Source organism: Bacillus sp. 205(2023) (assembly GCF_037027485.1).
GTDB lineage: Bacteria > Bacillota > Bacilli > Bacillales > Bacillaceae > Bacillus > Bacillus halotolerans.
The window spans coordinates 20,246-38,639 of the sequence record NZ_JAXCHF010000017.1 but is presented as its reverse complement, the minus strand read 5'-3'; the positions used below and the strand labels follow the sequence as shown (position 1 = coordinate 38,639).

19 protein-coding genes and 3 pseudogenes are annotated in these 18,394 nt (G+C 35.8%); 12 read left to right on the top strand and 10 right to left on the bottom strand.

From position 1 onward, the window contains the following. Positions 1-161: 161 nt before the first annotated feature. Complete coding sequence (locus WA325_RS20490; protein ID WP_105955152.1) at positions 162-1,046, bottom strand: DMT family transporter; 885 nt, start codon at positions 1,044-1,046, stop codon at positions 162-164. A gap of 377 nt (positions 1,047-1,423) precedes the next feature. On the opposite strand from WA325_RS20490, the pseudogene WA325_RS20485 reads away from it, so the two are divergent. Next, positions 1,424-2,592, top strand: a pseudogene (locus WA325_RS20485) (response regulator aspartate phosphatase). Positions 2,593-2,917: 325 nt separating this feature from the next. On the opposite strand, the gene WA325_RS20480 reads toward WA325_RS20485, so the two are convergent. Beyond that, on the bottom strand, positions 2,918-3,682 hold the full coding sequence (locus WA325_RS20480; protein ID WP_167559272.1) for a TSUP family transporter: 765 nt from the start codon (positions 3,680-3,682) through the stop codon (positions 2,918-2,920). A 441-nt stretch (positions 3,683-4,123) separates the two neighbouring features. Continuing rightward, the gene (locus WA325_RS20475; RefSeq protein ID WP_105955151.1) at positions 4,124-4,771 is read right to left on the bottom strand and encodes an SDR family oxidoreductase; all 648 of its coding nucleotides are present in this window, start codon (positions 4,769-4,771) and stop codon (positions 4,124-4,126) included. Positions 4,772-4,985: 214 nt separating this feature from the next. Here WA325_RS20475 and WA325_RS20470 point away from each other — a divergent pair, with 214 nt between their 5' ends. The 4 genes from WA325_RS20470 to WA325_RS20455 all read left to right on the top strand — a co-directional run bounded on the left by WA325_RS20470 (position 4,986) and on the right by WA325_RS20455 (position 7,787). After that, positions 4,986-5,405, top strand: a complete 420-nt coding sequence (locus WA325_RS20470) for a MarR family winged helix-turn-helix transcriptional regulator (RefSeq protein ID WP_101670025.1) — start codon at positions 4,986-4,988, stop codon at positions 5,403-5,405. Positions 5,406-5,556: 151 nt separating this feature from the next. Continuing rightward, on the top strand, positions 5,557-6,585 hold the full coding sequence (locus WA325_RS20465) for an NADH:flavin oxidoreductase/NADH oxidase (RefSeq protein WP_336184141.1): 1,029 nt from the start codon (positions 5,557-5,559) through the stop codon (positions 6,583-6,585). A 35-nt stretch (positions 6,586-6,620) separates the two neighbouring features. Next, entirely contained in the window at positions 6,621-6,992 is a 372-nt protein-coding gene (locus WA325_RS20460; RefSeq protein WP_336184140.1) for a nuclear transport factor 2 family protein, read from the top strand. A gap of 51 nt (positions 6,993-7,043) precedes the next feature. After that, positions 7,044-7,787, top strand: a complete 744-nt coding sequence (locus tag WA325_RS20455; protein ID WP_336184139.1) for an SDR family oxidoreductase — start codon at positions 7,044-7,046, stop codon at positions 7,785-7,787. Positions 7,788-8,321: 534 nt separating this feature from the next. On the opposite strand, the gene WA325_RS20450 is transcribed toward WA325_RS20455, so the two are convergent. Further along, positions 8,322-9,350, bottom strand: coding sequence for a fatty acid desaturase (locus tag WA325_RS20450; protein WP_336184138.1), 1,029 nt, complete (start codon positions 9,348-9,350; stop codon positions 8,322-8,324). Positions 9,351-9,508: 158 nt separating this feature from the next. Between WA325_RS20450 and WA325_RS21515 the strand changes: the two genes are divergently transcribed. Together WA325_RS21515 and cspC are read left to right on the top strand one after the other, a co-directional pair. Beyond that, positions 9,509-9,631 carry a molecular chaperone TorD family protein gene (locus WA325_RS21515; protein WP_105955230.1) on the top strand — a complete coding sequence of 41 codons (123 nt, stop codon included), beginning with the start codon at positions 9,509-9,511 and terminating at the stop codon, positions 9,629-9,631. Between the two features lie 600 nt (positions 9,632-10,231). Beyond that, on the top strand, positions 10,232-10,435 hold the full coding sequence (gene cspC, locus WA325_RS20445; protein ID WP_010333137.1) for a cold shock protein CspC: 204 nt from the start codon (positions 10,232-10,234) through the stop codon (positions 10,433-10,435). 1,177 nt (positions 10,436-11,612) lie between these two features. On the opposite strand, the gene WA325_RS20440 is transcribed toward cspC, so the two are convergent. The 3 genes from WA325_RS20440 to WA325_RS20430 all read right to left on the bottom strand — a co-directional run bounded on the left by WA325_RS20440 (position 11,613) and on the right by WA325_RS20430 (position 13,146). Further along, positions 11,613-12,074: a CarD family transcriptional regulator gene (locus WA325_RS20440; protein ID WP_105991449.1), complete on the bottom strand. Its 462-nt coding sequence runs from the start codon at positions 12,072-12,074 to the stop codon at positions 11,613-11,615. Positions 12,075-12,293: 219 nt separating this feature from the next. Beyond that, entirely contained in the window at positions 12,294-12,632 is a 339-nt protein-coding gene (locus WA325_RS20435) for an MmcQ/YjbR family DNA-binding protein (protein WP_105955140.1), read from the bottom strand. A gap of 130 nt (positions 12,633-12,762) precedes the next feature. Continuing rightward, positions 12,763-13,146 carry a VOC family protein gene (locus WA325_RS20430; RefSeq protein ID WP_105955139.1) on the bottom strand — a complete coding sequence of 128 codons (384 nt, stop codon included), beginning with the start codon at positions 13,144-13,146 and terminating at the stop codon, positions 12,763-12,765. Positions 13,147-13,235: 89 nt separating this feature from the next. On the opposite strand from WA325_RS20430, the pseudogene WA325_RS20425 reads away from it, so the two are divergent. The 4 genes and pseudogenes from WA325_RS20425 to WA325_RS20410 all read left to right on the top strand — a co-directional run. Continuing rightward, a pseudogene (locus WA325_RS20425) lies at positions 13,236-13,400 on the top strand (tetratricopeptide repeat protein); the annotation flags it as partial. Positions 13,401-13,648: 248 nt separating this feature from the next. Continuing rightward, positions 13,649-14,026, top strand: a complete 378-nt coding sequence (locus WA325_RS20420; RefSeq protein WP_105955138.1) for a hypothetical protein — start codon at positions 13,649-13,651, stop codon at positions 14,024-14,026. A gap of 267 nt (positions 14,027-14,293) precedes the next feature. Further along, the gene (locus WA325_RS20415; protein ID WP_202853903.1) at positions 14,294-14,767 is read left to right on the top strand and encodes a hypothetical protein; all 474 of its coding nucleotides are present in this window, start codon (positions 14,294-14,296) and stop codon (positions 14,765-14,767) included. Between the two features lie 543 nt (positions 14,768-15,310). Next, on the top strand, positions 15,311-15,904 hold the full coding sequence (locus WA325_RS20410) for a YdeI/OmpD-associated family protein (protein WP_105955137.1): 594 nt from the start codon (positions 15,311-15,313) through the stop codon (positions 15,902-15,904). A 209-nt stretch (positions 15,905-16,113) separates the two neighbouring features. On the opposite strand, the gene WA325_RS20405 is transcribed toward WA325_RS20410, so the two are convergent. The 3 genes and pseudogenes from WA325_RS20405 to WA325_RS20395 all read right to left on the bottom strand — a co-directional run bounded on the left by WA325_RS20405 (position 16,114) and on the right by WA325_RS20395 (position 17,823). Continuing rightward, positions 16,114-16,815 carry a hypothetical protein gene (locus WA325_RS20405; RefSeq protein WP_336184137.1) on the bottom strand — a complete coding sequence of 234 codons (702 nt, stop codon included), beginning with the start codon at positions 16,813-16,815 and terminating at the stop codon, positions 16,114-16,116. A 19-nt stretch (positions 16,816-16,834) separates the two neighbouring features. Further along, a pseudogene (locus WA325_RS20400) lies at positions 16,835-16,945 on the bottom strand (hypothetical protein); the annotation flags it as partial. 233 nt (positions 16,946-17,178) lie between these two features. After that, entirely contained in the window at positions 17,179-17,823 is a 645-nt protein-coding gene (locus tag WA325_RS20395) for a YczE/YyaS/YitT family protein (RefSeq protein WP_202853906.1), read from the bottom strand. Positions 17,824-17,937: 114 nt separating this feature from the next. On the opposite strand from WA325_RS20395, the gene WA325_RS20390 reads away from it, so the two are divergent. Beyond that, positions 17,938-18,390, top strand: a complete 453-nt coding sequence (locus tag WA325_RS20390) for a MarR family winged helix-turn-helix transcriptional regulator (protein WP_044161669.1) — start codon at positions 17,938-17,940, stop codon at positions 18,388-18,390. Positions 18,391-18,394 lie beyond the last annotated feature (4 nt).

Genomic DNA, 18,394 nt, shown 5'->3' with positions numbered 1-18,394 from the left:
TGAGAAGAATTTCTTGTGTGCAACATGAGAAAGACACCGTCCTTGTAAGTCTTTCTTTTATTTTATTACATGAGAATGGATATTTTAAGAAAAAATAAAGGCTGTCGAGATTTTCTCGACAGCCTGAGCAAACTATATGAAATAGTTTGCTTTTCTTTTAGTTATGAATTTACTTCTTTTTCTTTCTCTTTAATAACTAATAACACACCGCTAAGAATTAAAAATGAGCCTATCCAAAATGTCCCGCCTATTTGTTCTCCCAGCAGAAGCCATCCAAGTAAAGTTCCAACTAGAGGCTGAAAAAAGAAAAAGAGGCCCCCACTTGAAGCATTTAATAGTTGTAGTCCACGGTTCCACAATAAAAAGGCACAAGCTGTTGAAACAATTCCTAAATACAAAAGACCACCTAGAATTTTAGCGTCAAATAATTGTGACGTAAAAATCGTGCTAGGTTTTATAAAAGGAGTTAGTGCCACAATGGCAACAAAAGTTGAATATGTTGTAACAAGTATAGGTGAATAACTGCTTGGAACACGTTTGATAAGCACTGACATCAGTGCCCATGTAAGTGCTGCAACAAGTAGAGAAATACCGCCAATTTGATTGGATGTATCAATATGGCCGTTTCCAACAATAAATAATACGCCTATTGTGGCTAATATAATTGAAGCTCCTTTTTTTATATTAAGGGGCTCCTTGAGTAATAGTCGGGCAAAAATAACCATAAACGCTGGTGTGGAAGACGTAATAATTGCTCCCATTTGTGCTGAAGACAACATCGTTCCATATTCTTGCGTAACAATTGAAATTGTGTTGCCAACTAATCCAATGACGACAATTAATAAAAGGTGGCGTTTATTAATTTTCCAAGATTGTCTCTTTATTAAACCAACGATAAGAAGTGTAAGGATGGCGATTACATACCTAATCCAAACCAATTCAAAAGGCGGAATAACTGCGACAACAACCTTAACCACAACATACATGCCACCCCAGATACTAGCGGCTAAAGCTAAATATATAGAACCTAATAGGGTATTTTTCATTTTTTTGTTCCCTCCGTATTTAAAATTAGGTCAATAATTGCCCTAACGGAGAGAAGTAGTCACTTTACTCCATTAAGGGCGGAGAAGTGCTACTGGAACATCATTTTCAAATAGTGGAGCTAAAAACATATATTTTCACCTCAATTTCATTATTGTCTCTCATTATACAATGTTTGTTTTCAAGCCGTAAACACCCCTATTTTTTAAATGGGTTTTAGCGTGAAGTCGCAAAAGTATTAGTATAGCCGCAAAAAAACCGCAAAGGAGTAAATATAATGTACCTTTTTGCAATTCATCTTTATATACTTAAATTAAATCTGACATAATACAATTAATGTAAAAATTCTCATAATTTATGTAAGGGTGGGGGATATTTCTTGCGTCCGATACTTTTAGATAAAACTAAAATTCCGTATGATCTAGTTACGAAAAAATTAAATGCTTGGTACAATTTGATAAAGAATGATCAAGTTGAAAAAGCTGAGAGAATAAAAAAAGAAGTAGAAGCTGAATTAGTAAATATGGAAGAGAACCAAGACGCTTTGTTATATTATCAGTTGTTAGAATTCAGGCATGAGATAATGTTATCTTATATGGAATCAAAAGAAATAGATGATCTAAATAGTGCTTATGAAACAATAAAGGAAATAGAAGAGCAGGGGCAATTGACAGGAATGCTTGAATATTATTATTTCTTTTTCTTGGGTATGTACGAATTTAGACGAAAAGAGTTAACAAGTGCTATAAGTGCTTATAGGATAGCTGAAACTAAGTTATATCAGGTTGAGGATGAGATAGAAAGGGCAGAATTCTTCTTCAAAGTGTCGTACGTTTATTATTATATGAAACAGACTTATTTCTCAATGAACTATGCTAATCGCGCGCTAAAGATATTTAAAAATTATGATGAAAATGCTGTCCAGACATTACGATGTCAATTTATTGTAGCAGGTAATTTAATTGATTCTTTGGAGTTTGAAATGACTTTACTGCAATTTTTAAAGGCTTTAGATATTGCAGAGGATATAAGAATTCATCATTTGATTGGTATGTCTCACATGAATATTGGAATTTGTTATGAATTAAAGGATTACGATATGGCTGCTAATCATCTGGACTTATCAATTAAAATTTTGAAAAATCTGAACACAGTTTTTTAACGAAAGCTTTATTTGCTATGGCTCATGTTGAGGCGAAAAGAAATAATTTTAATGTTGCCCAGGAATATTATTTGCAGGGTAAAGAGGTAGCTGATAAGAACAAAGATAAGGAATACACAGCAAAGTTTAAAATTTGGGAAGGACTTTTTTCTAATGGTGAATATCATTTAATTAATGAAGCATTTTCTTATCTTGCAGACAGAAAAATGTTTGCTGACGTTGAAAATTTCGCAACCAAAATTGGGCATTATTTTCACCATCGGGGGAATTTAGAGCTATCAAATGAGTATTATCATATTAGTATTGAGGCGAGACGAAAAAGAAAGAAAGGAGAGATTATAAATGAAGATCAGCCGAATTCTATTGACAGTAATGGTGTTAAGTAGCATCTTAGCATTTACTCACTTTGCAGATACAGACAATGCTTCAAATGGTGGTTTCAATATTGCAGCAGACCGAGTTGGTGCATAAAGAGGTAGGGGGATTAGAACCCTTCCTCTTTTATTTGAACGAAATATTGAAATAGGGTCCTTACTTCAACCATATTAAAGGATTTAGAGGTTGCTTGCTTTGTCGTAAATTATTCAGTAGGCAAATGAAAGGTCTATGGCGTATTTTTCAAAATAAGTGCAATTAGAAGACCTTGTATTAAAAAAGGGGGCGTTGCCTTTTTGAAAGAGAAAGCCTCTTTTATTAAGTAACGAGAGACTTTCAATGAATATAATCATACACGTTTTTAACTAACAGCAAGCAGGTTACCACAATGAATAAAGTACGCACATAACTACTACCTCTTCTAATTGCAAACTTTGAGCCACAAACTGCGCCAGCAATTTGTGCAAGTCCCATTAGCAAACCATATGTATAGTTGACTTGCCCTAGGTACATAAACATCAGCAAGCCAGCAATATTACTGCCGAAATTCAAAAACTTTGCATTGCCTGCAGCTTTTAAAAAATCAAATCCGATCATTAAGAAAGCAAACATTAAAAATGAACCTGTTCCGGGTCCGAGAAATCCATCGTAAAAACCGATTGCAAAAATTAAAAGGATAAAAATAATAAAATGGCGGACAGATAGTTTTTTATAGGTTGAGATACTTCCCCAATCCTTTTTAAGGATGGTATAAACTGCGACAGCTGCCAGCATAACCAGCATTAAAGGTTTAAGCAATTCGGGGTCCATTAAATGGACTGTCCATGCCCCGGCCATCGAACCGATGAAAACGAGTGGGAATAACTTGGAAATGGATTTAAAGTCAATCTTTCCAGAACGGTAAAACATAAATGTACTTGTTAATGATCCTATTGTTCCGGCTAATTTGTTTGTAGCAACAGCCTGAGCTGGGGTCAATCCTAAGAATAACAATGTAGGTAATGCGATTAATCCGCCTCCTCCTACAACAGAATCAATAAACGCAGCTAAAAAACCAAAACAAATGACAAGCAGCACTGTGTAAATGTTAATGTCCTCCATAACTTTTCCTCCTTAGAAAGTTTGAAATGGTTTTAAGCATATCCTTATTTCTGCTTTTTCTGTCTCACGGACTTTCAGAATTTAGCCTATCTTACGTATTATCAGAATTGGTAAACTATACAAGAGAATCGTAAACCGTGATGATTTCTTCAAAACAAGCTTTTGTTACCTTTAGCTTGTTAGCAAAATCCCTACTTGTTATTAGACAATTCACCCACAATGGATAGCATCTCGAGAGAAGTGATTTCTGTTCAGTTGTAAGATAATATAGCGTTTCTAAAGAACAGGTAGTTTTCATAACAAAATCCCCTTGAAAGTTTATATTAAGCCAACCAAGGTTGGAATTAGTGTATAGTATTAAAAGAATTTGAGATAATCATTTATTTATATCATCAGAAAAAGAGAGCCCAGCATAAGGCCCTTTTTCCCAAGTATTTTAAATCATTTGTACAATGATTCTATGGGGGTGTCTCCTTCTAAAAGCGTTACGATTTTTCTGTATGCTCTCTCGTTTCCAATTGATGCTTCTATAACGCGTGCCACATCTTCTCGGGATATACGAGAGGTTTCTGAACCAGCAGGGTCAGTGGTTATCTTTCCAGTTCCTCTTTCGTCAGAAAGAACACCTGGTCGTAAGATGGTGTAGTTCAGATTACTTTCTTTAAGAATTCTATCAGCATAATGTTTCGCAATAAAGTAAGGTTTCATACTCTCTGGTTTCCAATAATCCCGTCGGTCTGAATCAATGCTGCTGACCATAATGAATTGCTTTACAGCAGTTTTTTCAGCTGCCTCAACAGCCTTTGCTGCTCCATCTAAATCGATCATAAGTGTTTTATCTGGACCTGTATGTCCGCCAGATCCTGCTGTGAAGACAACAACATCAAACTCTTTGATGGCTTCGGTTATTGTTTCTATATCGTCTTCTAAATTTAGGTGAATTGGTTGAACACCTTTATCCTCAAAGTAAGAAAATTGCTCTTCTTTCCTTAATCCGACGGCTACATCATGTTCCTTTTTTTCGTTCAAGACATTAACTAGATTTTTACCAACTTTCCCGTTCGCTCCAATAATGAATACTTTGCTCAAATTAATCCCTCATTTCAAATAAAAAATTTAGCATAACTTCCCAAGAAGAACTTAAAGTTAGATTTTCCTTCTCTTGTTTCCAATATCCCATGTAAATACAAATGTATCAAAATATATGCTTGCTGCATACATACAATTAATGATTTGAGTAAAAAGTCTGCTTGTCATATACTTAAAAAAGAATATACTTGAGCGACTGGTGGGAAGTTAAGTTATGAATACAAATGAGTTCATGGATCAGTGGTTATCGCTGGATACTATACAAAATACAATAAAAAAGGAATTGGAAAGCATATTACAGGCTGAATTCAGCCTTTCGATTAAAGAGTTCTATGTTCTTTATTATCTTTCTAAGTCACCGGACAAAAGCCTTAGGCTGCAACAGTTGCAGGAAAAGATAGGTTTAAGCCAAAGTGCTCTTTCCAGACTGGTGGGGAACATGGAGGCCAACAGTTGTGGTGCCTTAGAGAAACATATTTGTTCAGATGATCGCAGGGGCACCTATACCAGATTGACGGAACTGGGGGAAAATAAACTTCAGAAAAGTCTTCAGGTTTTCCATGAGATCTTACAAAAGCATTTAAAAACGCATAACTTGGATACAATAGTGAAAGAGCTAATAAATGAACTATAAACAGCTTTATCTGTCAAAGGGCTTGAAATTTTAAAAGCTCTTTGATTTGACTTTTTAACGATTTAGAGATAAATTGTATGCATGATGCATGCATATGTTATTTTATATGTATGACACATACATTTATTTTAGGAAGAAAGGATGTTTAAACATGCAAGATCTATTTAGTACTTTTAAAATTAAGAATTTGGAGCTGAAGAACCGCGTTGTCATGTCTCCGATGTGTATGTACTCTGTCGACAAGAAAGACGGTGTTGCAACTGATTGGCATTATTTGCATTACGTAAGCCGTGCAGTTGGTGGAACTGGGTTTATCATGATTGAAATGACCGATGTAGAACCTGATGGAAGAATTTCCGACTATGACTTAGGTTTGTGGTCCGATGAACAAATCCCGGCACTTGCAAAAATTGTCGAAGCTATTCATAAGCATGGAGCTAAAGTGGGGATCCAGATTGCGCATGCTGGGCGTAAAGCTGAAGATGCAGATGTACCGGTTGCACCTTCCGCAATCCCTTTTGATGAGAAATCTAAAACACCAAGAGCGCTTTCAACCGAAGAAGTGAAAGGAATGGTAGAAAAATTCCGTTTAGCGGTAAGACGTGCAATCAAAGCTGGTTTTGATACGATCGAAATCCATGGGGCGCATGGCTATTTGATTCATCAGTTCCATTCTCCACTTACAAACAAAAGAGATGATGAATATGGTAAAGACTTGACTAAATTTGGTCGAGAAATCATTCAGGCTGCTAAAGAAGAAATGCCTGCCGAAATGCCATTACTAATGCGTATCTCTGCAAAAGAATATGTTGAGGGCGGATATGGCATAGAAGAAAGCATCGAATTCGCTAAAGCCTATCAAGAAGCAGGAGTAGATATGTTTGATATCTCCTCTGGTGGTGAAGGACAGATTGCTGCTTGGGGACGACCAGGAACACACGCAGCTTACCAAGCTCCACTTGCAAGAAGAATCAAAGAAGCGTTACAAGTTCCAGTAATCGCTGTAGGAAGACTCGATGATCCAAAATTAGCTAATGCGATCATCGGCAATGAAGAAGCAGATCTTATCGCTGTTGGACGAGGTATGCTAAGAAATCCTTACTGGACTCTTGAAGCTGCTAAACAATTGAGAAAAGAGACATCTGTACCAAAACAGTATACTGATGGTTTCCGTTTTTAATTCATTTCAATCTATAACATAAGGAGGAATAGAAAATGAGTAAAACACCAATCAAGGATTATAACCAAATAGTTGAGGTGATCGGCAAGTATGTAGAAGGACTTGTGACTGGAAAGAAAGAAGTTATGCAGCCAGCTTTCCACAAAGATGCGACAATGTATGGATATAATTCTAATGGTTTTCTCGGAGGCACCATTAAGAATTTATGGGATTTTGTTGATGAAGCAGGCGCCGCGCCAGATCTCAAGTCAAGAATCGACATTTTAGATGTAGAAGGCACAATTGCCACAGCTCGTATTAGCCTAGAAAACGATGCTTACGGAGAGTCCTACACAGACTATCATCAGTTGCTTAAAGTTAATGGAGAATGGAAAGTGATTGGTAAGGTATTTCATTTACACGGATAAACGGGTTTGTGAAAATAAGGAATCACGTACAAAAAAGGAGTTTTTTTTGTCATGTCATATATTGAAGATAAGGTTGTTGTCATTACAGGTGCATCAAGCGGAATAGGTGAGGCAACAGCAAGCTATCTTGCTGAAAATGGTGCAAAGGTTGTATTGGCTGCAAGAAGTGAAAATAAGCTTCAGCAGATTGTAAATCGTATTTCAAGTAATAACGGGATTGCTGTATACAAAGCAACGGACGCTACCAATAAAGAAGACGTCCAAGCCTTAATCGACTATGCTATTGAAAAATTCGATAGAGTTGACACGCTAATCAACTGCGCTGGTCTCATGTTGTTTTCTATGTGGGACAATGCGCATGTAGATGAGTGGGAAAAAATGATTGACTTAAACCTGAAAGGTACTCTGTACGGTATCGCAGCAGTACTGCCGCATATGAAACAGCAAGGAAAAGGACAAATCATAAATGTTGGATCTATTGCAGGACATGCAGTAGGAGAGGGGCATGGTGTCTATAGCGCAACAAAGTTTGCTGTGAAGGCAATAACTGAAAGCTTGCGCAAAGAGGTATCTGTTAAGTATAACATACAGGCATCCATGGTTTCCCCTGGTGTTATAGCTACTAATTGGCAAGATACTGTCACAGACAGTGACGTGAAAGGTGTATTGAATAACCTGGATGAAGTAGCTATTGATGTAAAGCATGTCGCGAAGACAATTGCTTTTGTTGTCGATCAGCCTTCTGATGTATTGATAAATGATGTATTTGTTACACCTACTGCTCAAGAGTGGTAAGTCTATTGCCCCGTTTAAACATATTTTTTAAGTTTAAACGGGTTTCTTTATTGTTGGGAATATCATTTCTTTTTCTTAGACTTATTAAGCCCCTTTAGGAACACCCATGAAGAGACTTGAGTGACATATGCATAACTACACAATATTCAGTGGATTACTGTCTGGAAAACAGTGCCCATTTTGTGCCCAAAATGAATATAAAATGATGTAAATGAGTGTAATGAATGACTTCAAATGCTTGAAATGACGGGCTTTTGTAACTGACAATATACTTCCACTTTATTGAGGGCCTAGTGGGTGAATAACCCGTGGAGGTTCAAGTCCTCTCGGCCGCATCCCAATAATACCAAGGGTTTAACCATCTTTGGTATTATTTTTTTGCGGAAAATACGGCAATAAATGTACCGCATTGTGGAGTCTGCAAGTGTATCTGGCATTAAAAAAGTGCTGACCTCTGCACAAAACCTTTGCGCGAGTCTGCACTTTTATTCTGCAAGATACATTGCCCCTTATCATCGATTATGGGGAGTTTAATTAATCCGTTCTTAGCCGCGCTGATGCTTGGCTTTTAGAAGCTTTTTTTAAGTGGCTAAAACCAACAAATTTTTTGCCTTCTTCATCCCATAGGCGGAACTTTAACGACTTAAGGCTTGTTGCCAGTGTGATGGTCGGAACGTTTTGCAATGGTTCAGTGCTGTTATGTACTTCTTCAAGCTTATAGTTTGGGACTCTCGGGCTTAAATGATGAACATGATGGAAACCGATATTGCCTGTTAGCCATTGCATGACTTTTGGAAGCTTATAAAACGAGCTTCCTTCAACAGCTGCTTTTACATATTCCCAATGCTCATCTTCTTCAAAATAAGAATCCTCAAACGTATGCTGAATATAAAACATCCAAATTCCGAGGGATCCCGATATCATAAAAATTGGCACCTGAACGAGCATGAAGTTTTGCCAGCCAATAGCCCAACATAAAAGTGCTGCCAAAACGACGATCCCCAAATTCGTTACATATGTATTCATCCGCTCTTTGCGTTTTGCCCCTTTACGATTAAAACGATTGGTAATCCCGAAGACGTAAATCGGCCCAATAACAAACATAACAAACGGGTTTCTGTACAAACGGTACATTATTTTTGTCTTCGTTGAGGCTTCCTTATATTCCTCAACGGTCAGTACCCAAATATCGCCTGTACCGCGTTTGTCCAGGTTGCTGCTTGTCGCATGATGGACAGAATGGTCGTGTGCCCAATGATCAAAAGGATGCAGAGTCAGAATTCCTGTTATTGTTCCAAGGATTCGATTCGCCTTTCTGTTCTTAAAAAAGGAATAGTGGCAGCAATCATGAAAGATGATGAAGGTTCTCACTAAAAAACCCGCCGCAACGACAGAAATCGCTAATGTAAGGAAATAAGAAATCGACAAGCTCTTATATGCCAAACACCATAACAGGAAAAATGGTGCCAATGTGTTAATGATTTGACAAATACTTTTTTGTAAATCGGACTTTTCATAAGGTGTAACCAGTTTTCTCAAAGTCCTTAAGTTTTGTTCCTTCATTCTTTAAAGTTTCCCCTTCCCTGATGATCTTAATTTAAGTATAGAAAACGTTTTATGGCCTTTGAAGTCTCAGCTGTCATACTCCACATATGATAAGTATCATTCCCATCCCTATGTTAAATTATTGGAAATGAGAAGCTGATTTCCAGCTCAACTAAATCTTTATTAGCAGAGCCAGCCGGGATACAGCAGCGTATGAAGATTATACCCGGCTCTTTATCGAGCCAAACTCTCTCCCTGCTCCCCTATGGGAATCGGTTTATTTAGACCGTAAACATTGATTGTTTGAGGAACAAACATGACAAGTAAGGAAATACTACCGCAAAAATGGATTGATTTTTGAGTGTCAACATAAAGAGAGCTAGAAGACCATATTAATATATGAAGAAAAGGAAGATGATTTGAGGTCAAGTTTTATATTTTTATGAGCATCTTGGCAAATGGGCATATACCATGAGTGGCCGTTTGGAAACATCTGCAAAAACAAAGCTTTCCCAGTGAACAGTCCAGCTTTTAAAAGAATATCTTGCGCTTGAACAAGAAAAAGCTGAGTGTTTTAAAGCGATCTTTAACAATCAATAATGAAGTACGATTAAGCAAAGAAAAAGGTTTGAAGACACTCATGATTTATTTTCACGGTGTTTTCAAACCATAGGGATGAATAGGATTTTTATTCTGCGCTGGCATCCACATGTTTAACAAATAATGCCGTGAATAAAATGATAATATTAATTTGTATTTATTTCCGTTTCGTGTTATGATTAAGAAGAATTATTTTTGTTCGGTGTAAAGGATAGTATGAATATTGACTTTTCGTCTTGATGATACTTTGGGCAGGGATAGTAATACAATGTGCGGTAACGCACTAGGAGGCAACAAAAATGGAACAAGGTACAGTTAAATGGTTTAATGCAGAAAAAGGTTTTGGCTTTATCGAACGTGAAAATGGAGACGACGTATTCGTACACTTCTCTGCAATCCAAGGTGACGGATTCAAATCTTTAGACGAAGGTCAAAAAGTAACGTTTGACGTTGAGCAAGGTGCTCGTGGAGCTCAAGCTGCTAACGTTCAAAAAGCTTCTTAATCTTAAATCGTTTTATAGAAACAGGCTCTTTGTATAGGGCCTGTTTTTTTATGTTCTCTTATAATAATCAATAAAAAAACCCTACTCAACGTTCGAGTAGGGAGATGTTACAAGGTAATAGCAAAAGATTTAACGCTTCAAAGGTTTGTTTACAGTATAACATACTGGATTGACAATATGCGGAATGTATATAAATTATTTATTTTTTATTTCGACTATATGCTTTCTTTTTGGCTAACCTGCCCGTAATTTAAGTACAAGAGTTCACAATCTCAAGTCCTGCGAACCATTTGATTAAAAGTTTATCTTTTCTTTTCTTGTTCCAAATGCTTGGCAGCCGTAGTTCGGGACCAATACTATGTAGCGAGGAAGCAAAAAACATTTACGAAATTCAAAAAAAGGCCAACATAAATGTGTCGTGTGCCATCCGCCAAAGTGTCACGCTAAACGAAGTGCCGATTTGTTTTAAATAAGGTTGGCGCTATTTTTATTTTATAGAAGGAATTCCGACACTCTCCTTTTTTAATTCATTACCAGCAGTAAACAAAAAGGATCATTCCTTTTCTTCGTTCAATCAACAATTTTTATGTATTGTTGATTAATTAAAATAACAGCTGGTTCATCTACAAGAATTCAACCAACTTCAATTTTTTCATAAGATTGATTCTTATTAGAAGCAGGCTTCTTTAACTCGTTACTAATTCTTGCGTTGACTCTTATTATGTTAAATGAATTACAAATCATTTTTTATTGTTGACCATATATTTAGATGTTACCAACTCGTGTATTTCTTTTATGAAAAGAAGATAAACAATTACTATTGACTGTCGCAGTGGATATAAGAAATTCTTAAAGATAGAGGGGAGATTGATTGATTTTTTTCTGGAAATAATCACTTAGATATACCTAAAACAATGAAAGCCCTACCTCTCTTTCATCCTTACGGCTCCTTGTCCGTGCCAGTGTGAATCAGGTACTAAAATCAAGTGACTATTTGATAAACTTCAAATGTTCGTTGAAGAAATTTAAATAATAAAAATGGATTCGATTGTAGGAATAACAAAAGAGGTTAATGTTCTAAAAGTAAGTTAAAAAAGTTGAACGTCTTTGAAATGATTTACTTTTAATCGTCATACTAACGAAAAATTCAGAATGTTTTCAGGGTGTAATATTAACCTTAACAGAAACTTTTTATTTGATTTTCAGTAATTCCTTTAATTACTTCCAGTTCACTGATCAAAAATTCATATGCATGATCCAACATTTTTTTTTCGCTTGCATTAAGTGCTTTTTCTTTCTTCATACGCATTAAATCACGTACAACTTCAGCGCCGTCTTGTATTTCACCCGTTTTTATTTTGTTCGTGTTTACTTTATACCTTTGTTTCCACGGCAGTAACCTATCTGATTCTCCATGCTGAAAAATGTGTATAATGTGTTTTAATGCAAGTATATCAGTAACTGGTCGTATACTTGAACTCGATATTTTACGCGTTGGAATCATAACTTTCATATTACTGATTGACATTTTTATGACATAATACTGTTGTTTTTCCTCTAAGAATTCTTTTTCTTCTATGGCTTCAATTATACCTGCTCCGTGCATTGGATAAACAATGTTATCGCCAATTTGAAACATATCATCCACCTCCGTATATGGTAACCTTCTTAAGCTTACCATACATGGAGGTGGATAATCAAAATATTTAATAATAACATGATAATATTTTTGTTGTCAATAACTTTTTTCAATAAATCAGATCAAGCAAAAACAATACGGAACGTGTAATATTTCCAATAAAGGAAAGGTCAATTGGTCCGTGTAACTCGACTAATTAACATAGATCAGTTTTTCATTTTAGCTATGAGACTTCTTCGGCTTTGTCAATTCGAAACTATGTTGCACCATATCACCTAGAGTTTCTTTCGAGAGGGCACCATCTAAAATAATGGTATTCCAGTGGTCTTTATTCATATGATAACCGGGTTTCACTTCCTTATAGATGCTGCGCAGAAAATTGGCGCGCTCAGGTTCGCATTTAAGATTGATGCATAGATGACCATCTAGATGAAAGATAAGCGCAAACAACTTTTTATTACCTTTGTGACGCATCACAGTCCATCCTTCACCAAAAGGATAGTCTTTATAGGTGTCTGGATAAGACAGGCAGTAATCCATTATTTCATTCAGAGTCATAATAAGCCACCGCCATTATAATTTATGAGTATAGATAAATGAGCCAATGATTCCTAGATCATTATATATCAAAGTAAAATCTGTTTTAATCGTTTTGACTATTAGGTGTTAATATAAGAACGTCATGTAGCTACTTCTGTATGATTTGAATGAGGTTGCCGCATGTATCGTCGAAGACAGCTATTGTGACTTCTCCCATTTTTGTCGGCTCCATCGTGAACTTCACGCCTTTTTCCATTAATTGTGTGTACTCTTTTTGAATATCTGTAACGCCAAACATTGTTGCTGGGAAGCCCTCGGCGAATATCTTCTTTTGATACTCCTTAGCGGCAGGATGTTCATTTGGTTCGAGTAAAAGTTCGGTTCCATCTTGATCATCTTGAGAAACAAGTGTTATCCACCTGAATTTCCCCATAGGAACGTCTTCCTTTTTTACAAACCCCAGCTTTTCTGTATAAAACTCCAGTGCCTTGTCTTGGTCTTGTACGAATATACTGGTAACAATGATTTTCATACTGTTTTTGCCTCCTTTGATATTTATGACGCATGATACTGGCTGCAAGCAAAACAACCCACACATTTGTCAGAAGTCCTGTTCCGGCTTTTTTCAAAGTGTCTTATGTATATTATATGAAACAAACGTATTTCTCCAAAAATTTTGCAAATCGTGCACTCAACATTTTTGGAGTGTAAGAAACTGTCCAAATTATACGTTGTCCATTTATTGTAGCAGGAAACCTGATTGATTCTTTAGAATATGAAAGAGCCTAGGAACAATTTTTGAATTCTTTGGAAGCTGCAAAGAAAAACGTAAAGCATTGCAAAGTCACATATGAATATAATGTGGTTATTTACCAATATGTAAATTTATGCCTTAATAGTAAGTGGTGATAAATATTATTGGTAGCTGCGTTTTGACTGCCTATTTTTTCATTGAATAATATAAAATGGTTATGAAATGGAAAAAGGCGGGATACCCGTTTATAAGTACATTTATAAAAAAAGGAGTCATAACGATGTTAAAAAGGTTTTTTCTGGTTTTACTTACACTGATGATGTCTATAGTTGTTATACTAGTGGCTGCTAAAGATTCCCCTGGAGATAATGTCATTTCATTTGATGAGCCTATGATCTTAATGATATCAATTGGGATAGTTGTATTTTTATTCATCCCTCCATTAGCCATGTCCTTTTTTGGCAACATGGTTGTAAGAATAATATCTGGAGTATATCAATGTTTTATCGTTTTAACTTTTCTGGGGATGATTCCAATTGGATTTCTTATTCCCAATGGCTTTTTGACAATTCTTGTTTCTGTTTTAGGAACGTTAGTCAGCATAATTAGTGTTGTAGTAACCTTATTAATTGATAGGAATAAAGAGGTTAAATCTTAATATAATAGTTGCTTTTATTGAAAAGCTTTATCCCTAATGTTGAGGAAAGAGGCCTTCCATTGATCAGTGACACCAACATGATCGTGATAAAAAGCTTCTTTTGCTCGATTTTAAGCTTCATATAAACAAAGATTCTGCTTCAAATACCTTCATTGTCCAGTCCAATCTTTTCAATGAGTTTATATCCCTAATATTACTATTAATTATTCATATTAGAATATAATAAGTTTACATCCTATTTATTACATAGAAAGATTGGAGTTAAAAATGAAAAAAAGTAAGTTTATTTTAACAATTATTTTTTCTGTTGCACTGCTAGTTTTTTTAGCTTGGTTTATTTATGCCGGCATCCACCAACCCCCTATATTGAAGGGTAATTCAAAAGATGGAAAATGGAGTGTTATCTATTCTCCTGAAAAAGACATAGATCTTGCAAGGCAAGACTTATGGGCGGTTCATATTACATGGAAAAGGGATTCTGAGTTTTCAATAAAAGAGGTTGTGTTTAAAGAAAATGGTGTTGTTGAGGCATCAGGTGACGCAACAGATGAACCTAAGAATGCTAAAGAAGTAGCAGTAGCAATAATGGCAGATCCACCAAATACGAATAATGATTATACAGTAGAAGTCACTTGGGAAGAGAATGGGAAAACACAAAAAGACATTATTCAAGTAAATAAAGAAATCAAACGGTCATTTGTTATTCCTAATGTAATAAAAAGAATTTTAAGTTTAGGATAAAGCTAAAATACTATCATAGGAATAGAAAAATATTATTAAATCAAGTATAAGCGTTTGCTTTTATCTTGTTTCATCTTAATTTTTCACCTTAACTGAGGGTTGTTCCTAAGTAAACATCAATGATACCAAGGGCTTTGACTGCCTTGGTATTTTTTTGTGCTTGTTTTGAAATTGTCTACTGCCGGACTTACCTAACCTGTAAGTCATTTAAACGGTCAGCAGTTTCTCTTTGTTTGTTGGGGAAACATAAACATCTATTGTCGTTGTTATAATAGCTTGTCCGAGTCTTTTTTTATTGTTGCATAAACTTCGTCTTAAGCTTAATCTATGAATACATATAAAGACGGGACCTATATAATTGCTGATAGGAGCATAAAACAAATACCGTGATGTCAAAAATACCAATTAAGGGGATGAAGAAAAATCAAGAGCGTGATATCTAAATGGGTGAAGAGCCTAAAAAATTGTTAGAGGAAAGTACGATCAAACCGGTGAAGCTAACGTGATGAAAAAGCAAACTGTTTGGAAAAGAGGGGGGTCCTGATGACAAATAGCAGAACGAATCCTAAGGTTGATGAATTTTTAAGTAAAGCTGAAAAGTGGAAAGAAGAATATGAGCGGTTGAGAAATATCGTTCTTGACTGTGAGCTGACTGAAGAATTTAAGTGGATGCATCCTTGTTATACGTTTCATAAAAAAAACGTCGTTTTAATACATGGATTTAAAGAATATTGTGCGCTTCTGTTTCACAAAGGCGCCTTGTTACAGGATCCTCATGGGATTCTCATCCAACAAACGGAGAATGTACAGGCGGCGCGCCAGATCCGGTTCACCAATGTTCAGGAAATAGCTGAAATGGAACCCATCTTGAAAGCCTATATTGATGAAGCCATTGAAGTTGAAAAAGCCGGTTTGGAAGTGAATGTTAAAAAGAATACGGAATACATCATTCCAGAAGAACTTCAACATAAATTCGATGAAATCCCTGCCTTGAAAACAGCTTTTGAAGCATTGACCCCGGGACGGCAAAGAGCATACATTCTTTATTTTTCTCAAGCCAAACAATCCAAAACTCGAGAGTCAAGGGTTGAAAAATATATGAAGAAAATTCTCGATGGAAAGGGATTAAAGGATTAGGATATTCGTCAGGAAGGCATTTTGCTAAGTGAGATTTCTATGAATCTGTCATGCAAGAAGCATTGAAGGATGAAGGCAACCGTGATACCAAGAATTTTAAGCCCCTTGGTATTTCTTGTGTCAGAATAAAATACAGAGGGGCGGTTCAATGTATGAAAGAACCGTCCCTTATTTTATTGGCATTTTCGTTTGAAGAAAACGATTACTGATTAATGAACAGCCATTATGTCAATGAGGCGCTTGATTTTTTCACTGTCTCCTGTATCAACGTACACTGTTTTTGTATTTTTTATTATATTCTCAGTCACTTCCCGCATTACGCCTTTACTTAAATCATCAGAGGAATCCCAGCGTAAAGGAACATTGTATACTTTAATCGTGCCATCGCCATTACCGCTATAAGTTACAGATCCATCCACTAAACGAGAGCCTGCTAACTGGATAACATCTTCAGGATAGCCAGCACTGGTGTCATCATTCGGATTGAGTGGTTCGCCAGCCGAAATATGCCGAACATTCAATTCATCTATCTCTTGATTTGCTCCAAGCTGCAACCAAACTCTGGCATATTCGATTTTCTCAGAAGAATATTCCGCCAATACATTGTCTTTTTCGCTGTTCGCCTCGTTTTTTTGTCCTTCTGAAGAGGTTTCTTTTGATTCATCCGCTGAGGATTCTTTTGAAGCATTTTCATTTGAATTCTTTGTTATGGATTCTTCTGATCCTGTTGTTGCCTCTGATTCGTCCTTAGCTATTTGGTTGCTATCTTTAGTCTCATTATTATTTTCTTCAGATTGTAATGCAGAATCATTATTTGATGTTTCTTCCTTACCGCCCATACACCCAACGAGCAATAAGACGAGCAGCATCAGGACAACATTGCAATAAAAAATATTTCTCAGTTTCTTCATTATTTCATTCCTCACCATCAACAGCCTTACATGCTTTTCTTAGCTTAATCAGTTGATTTTTCAGTTTTTTATCATCTTTTTTTCGTTTTTCAGCTTCAGTAAACAAAGTCTTAGCTTCAAATACCATCATTGTCCAATCCTTTCAGTTAGTTATATCTAAATATTACCATGGAATAGATATGAAAGTTCGAAAAAATTGTTTAAGGAGTGGTAACGAATGTTAGCTCAATCGAATAAATCTAGACAGTTTTTTGAAATGATGGCCACACGATATACGAGTAGATGTCATTGAGGAATCACCTATCATATTTGTGTCTTGAAACTGCGAAAATAAAAAACCACTTTCTCTTTACATGAAGCAGACTATATTGAATGCTTTTTATCTTTGTCATCATGTGATGATGTACTAGAGTGTGTGAATATGCGGTCTAATATTTGTTCAGTAAATGGCATAAAGGCATTAAGGATTATTCCTCCTAAACAAACGGTTAATAAAGTCCCGACGCCAATTGGTCCATTTAAAATGATTGCTACTATCAAGAATAAAAGGTAAATGAATGTTCTCGAAAAAAAGATATTTGTTCTAGTTAAGTCTTTTATGATTAATGTTAATCGGTCAACTGGAATTGGTGCAAAATTTGTGTGCAAATAGGTTGCAGTTCCTAATCCTATAACGACTAAGCCGGTTCCAAAACAAATCACTTTGCTGAACCATAGGTCAGGTGTTAGCAAATTGTGCAATAAAAAAAGCCACATATCAATCCCAATCCCCGTTATAAATGCTGTTAACATCCCCAAAACTTCCGGTCTTTGTCTGTTTAAAATTGAATTACAGCATATCAATATGAACGCTATTATGATTTCCCAGCTTCCCACTGTAAGCCCCACATTTTTAGACAGTCCTACCACAACTGCATCAAAGGGTGAAGTTCCAAGGTCTGATTGGATAGTGAAGGAAATACCAAGAGTTAAAATGAAAATTCCTACTACATAAAAAGTATATTTCACTTTACTCGACCTCTTTTTCGTTATTTTTATTGCAAATACAACAAAGCTACGTTATATTCAATATAGGTCATTTTTGTTGTATTTGCAACAAAGATATGCACTAAGGAGGTCATGATGAAGGAAATTCTTCGCGAAATCGGAATGATTGCCAGGGCATTAGATTCGATAAGCAATATAGAATTTAAAGAATATAACCTCACAAAAGGGCAGTATTTGTACCTTGTCCGAATATGTGAAAACCCAGGAATCATTCAAGAAAAGTTAGCTGAAATGATTAAAGTAGACCGAACAACCGCAGCTCGTGCAATAAAAAAACTCGAAATAAATGGTTTTATTGAAAAGATGGATGATGAACATAACAAAAAGATAAAAAAACTCTTTCCAACAGAAAAAGGGAAAGATGTGTTTCCCGTTATAAAAAGAGAAAATGATCATTCGAATAGTGTCGCATTAGCAGGATTTTCTGAAAAAGAAGCAGAAACCATTTTTCACCTTCTTCAAAGAATGAGAAAAAATGTAGAAGTTGACTGGGAGTATGTAAAAAAAGGGAACAAGAGAGATTATTAATTTT

Coding starts and splice junctions, on each gene's coding strand:
- WA325_RS20470 (WP_101670025.1), top strand. CDS start 4,986: ATGAATACAAATGAGTTCATGGATCAGTGGTTATCGCTGGATACTATA.
- WA325_RS20410 (WP_105955137.1), top strand. CDS start 15,311: ATGACAAATAGCAGAACGAATCCTAAGGTTGATGAATTTTTAAGTAAA.
- WA325_RS20405 (WP_336184137.1), bottom strand. CDS start 16,815: ATGAAGAAACTGAGAAATATTTTTTATTGCAATGTTGTCCTGATGCTG.
- WA325_RS20420 (WP_105955138.1), top strand. CDS start 13,649: ATGTTAAAAAGGTTTTTTCTGGTTTTACTTACACTGATGATGTCTATA.
- WA325_RS20460 (WP_336184140.1), top strand. CDS start 6,621: ATGAGTAAAACACCAATCAAGGATTATAACCAAATAGTTGAGGTGATC.
- WA325_RS20440 (WP_105991449.1), bottom strand. CDS start 12,074: ATGTTTCAAATTGGCGATAACATTGTTTATCCAATGCACGGAGCAGGT.
- WA325_RS20490 (WP_105955152.1), bottom strand. CDS start 1,046: ATGAAAAATACCCTATTAGGTTCTATATATTTAGCTTTAGCCGCTAGT.
- WA325_RS20465 (WP_336184141.1), top strand. CDS start 5,557: ATGCAAGATCTATTTAGTACTTTTAAAATTAAGAATTTGGAGCTGAAG.
- cspC (WP_010333137.1), top strand. CDS start 10,232: ATGGAACAAGGTACAGTTAAATGGTTTAATGCAGAAAAAGGTTTTGGC.
- WA325_RS20430 (WP_105955139.1), bottom strand. CDS start 13,146: ATGAAAATCATTGTTACCAGTATATTCGTACAAGACCAAGACAAGGCA.
- WA325_RS20455 (WP_336184139.1), top strand. CDS start 7,044: ATGTCATATATTGAAGATAAGGTTGTTGTCATTACAGGTGCATCAAGC.
- WA325_RS20435 (WP_105955140.1), bottom strand. CDS start 12,632: ATGACTCTGAATGAAATAATGGATTACTGCCTGTCTTATCCAGACACC.
- WA325_RS20480 (WP_167559272.1), bottom strand. CDS start 3,682: ATGGAGGACATTAACATTTACACAGTGCTGCTTGTCATTTGTTTTGGT.
- WA325_RS20415 (WP_202853903.1), top strand. CDS start 14,294: ATGAAAAAAAGTAAGTTTATTTTAACAATTATTTTTTCTGTTGCACTG.
- WA325_RS20450 (WP_336184138.1), bottom strand. CDS start 9,350: ATGAAGGAACAAAACTTAAGGACTTTGAGAAAACTGGTTACACCTTAT.
- WA325_RS20390 (WP_044161669.1), top strand. CDS start 17,938: ATGAAGGAAATTCTTCGCGAAATCGGAATGATTGCCAGGGCATTAGAT.